This window comes from Rhizobacter sp. (assembly GCF_031412495.1).
Lineage (GTDB): Bacteria > Pseudomonadota > Gammaproteobacteria > Burkholderiales > Burkholderiaceae_C > Schlegelella_A.
Map to the genome: position 1 here is coordinate 1 of NZ_JANODC010000437.1, position 2452 is coordinate 2452.

Annotated in this window: 2 protein-coding genes; both read right to left on the reverse strand. The window is 68.4% G+C overall.

Annotated elements, in window-relative coordinates; translation table 11 throughout:
- Window positions 1-1511 (reverse strand): ribonucleotide reductase N-terminal alpha domain-containing protein (locus AC30N0_RS16315; RefSeq protein WP_489518951.1); only part of this gene is annotated, 1511 nt, incomplete at its 3' end.
- Between the two features lie 272 nt (window positions 1512-1783).
- Complete coding sequence (gene ampD, locus AC30N0_RS16320) at window positions 1784-2350, reverse strand: 1,6-anhydro-N-acetylmuramyl-L-alanine amidase AmpD (RefSeq protein ID WP_489518952.1); 567 nt, start codon at window positions 2348-2350, stop codon at window positions 1784-1786.
- Window positions 2351-2452: the final 102 nt, after the last annotated feature.

Consider the following 2452-nt stretch of genomic DNA (forward strand, 5'->3'; position numbering starts at 1 on the left):
TCGGTGCAGGTGCTCGGCGAGAAGAGCGTCCATTCGCCGCCTTCCATGACGCGCTTCATGAACAGGTCCGGAACCCAGTTCGCGGTGTTCATGTCGTGCGTGCGGCGCCGGTCGTCGCCCGTGTTCTTGCGCAGTTCCAGGAACTCCTCGATGTCGAGGTGCCAGGTCTCCAGGTAGGCGCAGACGGCGCCCTTGCGCTTGCCGCCCTGGTTGACGGCGACCGCCGTGTCGTTGACGACCTTCAGGAACGGCACCACGCCCTGGCTCTTGCCGTTGGTGCCCTTGATGTGGCTGCCGAGGGCGCGCACGTTGGTCCAGTCGTTGCCCAGGCCGCCGGCGAACTTGGACAGCAGCGCGTTCTCCTTCAGCGCCTCGTAGATCCCGTCGAGGTCGTCCGCGACCGTGGTCAGGTAGCAGCTCGAGAGCTGCGATCGACGCGTTCCGGCGTTGAACAGGGTCGGCGTCGAGCTCATGAAGTCGAAGGTGGAGAGCACCTCGTAGAACTCGATGGCACGCTGCTCGCGGTCGATCTCGTTGAGGGCCAGGCCCATCGCCACACGCATGAAGAAGGCCTGCGGCAGCTCGATCCGGGCCTCCTCGATGTGCAGGAAGTAGCGGTCGTAGAGGGTCTGCAGGCCGAGGTAGTCGAACTGCAGGTCGCGGTCGGCCTTCAGGGCCGCGCCGAGCCGGGCCAGGTCGAACTGGAGCAGCTTGTCGTCGAGCAGCTCGGCGCCCACGCCCCTCTTGATGAAAAGCGGGACGAACTCCGCGTAGCGGGATTCCATGTCGGCCTGCAGCAGCTCCTCGCCGAGGATCTCGCGGCGGATCGTGTGCAGCAGGAGCCGGGCGGTGGCACGGGTGTAGCCCGGGTCCTTCTCGATCAGCGTCCGGGCGGCGAGGATCGCCGCCTTGTGCACCTCGTCGATCGGCACGCCGTCGTAGAGGTTGCGCCGCGTCTCGGCGAAGATCGGCTCGGGCCGCACCTCGGCGCCTAGGCCGGCACAGGCCGACTCGATCACGGCTTGCAGGCGGGCGAGGTCGAGCGGCACCCGGTTGCCGCGGTCGGTGACCATCAGTGCCGGGATCGCGATGACCGGCGCCGCCCCCTGCTTGGCCCGCTCCTGGGCGCGCCGCTCGCGGTAGAGGACGTAGGCCCTGGCCACCTCGTGGTGGCCGCCGCGCATCAGGCCGAGCTCGACCTGGTCCTGCACGTCCTCGATGTGGAACGTGCCGCCACCGGGCCGCGAGCGCAGCAGGGCGCGGACCACGGATTCGGTCAGGCCGTCGACCGTCTCGCGGACGCTGGCCGATGCCGCACCCTGCGTGCCGTGGACGGCGAGGAAAGCCTTCATCAGCGCGACCGCGATCTTGTTCGGCTCGAACGAAACGACGGCGCCGTTGCGGCGCAGGATCTGATAGCCCTGGTAGGCAGACGAAGCCGCTCCAGTGCGGGTGGCCGGCCGGAGCGAGGCGACGACGGCGGGTGTCGCCTGGGCGGTGCTTGCTTGCATGAAATCCCCTGTAGAGCTCCCGGGCGCGCGTCGCGGCGCTCAGGAATTTGTTGGTTCCGCCGGTGTCGGCGGATGAGCTTCTAGGCTGGCTTCTGGACGGATCTGCTCGGCGGCGATCTCGGAAATCCAGCTTACCATCGGGACACTATATCTGGGGTGTCGGTGGGCAACAAGCACTACCTATTGCGTGTGAACCCGTACAGAAGTCACGAACGCCATTTTCCTCCAAAGGCGCTTTCCTTGCCGTGGATTGCGCTTGTCCCGAGTCCGCGTCAGGGCGGGAAACGAAGCCTCTGAAGGCGCGTGGCGCGGCGCAGACGGGCCCAGTCGAAACCGGATCCGGGATCGTCCTTGCGACCCGGCGCGATGTGCTCGTGTCCGGCGATGTCGGTGATAGGGTATCGCGCCACGATGTCGGCCAGGAGCGCGGCGAGACGCCGGTACTGGACCAGCTCGAACAGCCCACCGGCCAGCCCTTCGAGCTCGATGCCGATCGAGTAGTCGTTGCAGCCCGGCCGGCCGCGCCACGTCGACTCGCCGGCGTGCCAGGCCCGGTCGTCGCACGACACGAACTGCACCAGCTCGCCGGTGCGGCGCAGAAGGAAGTGGGCCGACACCTCGATGCCGCGAATCGCGTCGAAGGCCGGGTGCTCGTCGAAGTCGAGTGCATTGGCGAACAGCCGCTCGACGGCAGCGCCGCCGAACACGCCCGGGGGCAGGCTGATCGAGTGGACGACGACCAGGTCGACGTCGGTGCCGGCGGGCCGCGGCCCGAAGTTCGGCGATACGGCGCGACGGGCCCGGCTCAGCCAGCCACTGCTCCAGCGCCCACCGCTCACTCTCGATCGGCGTTCGACGCGTCGCCGCCGACGTTGACGTTCAGGCGCGCCATCCGGTAGCGCATCTGGCGCAGCGACAGGCCCAGGCCGATGCCCGCCGCG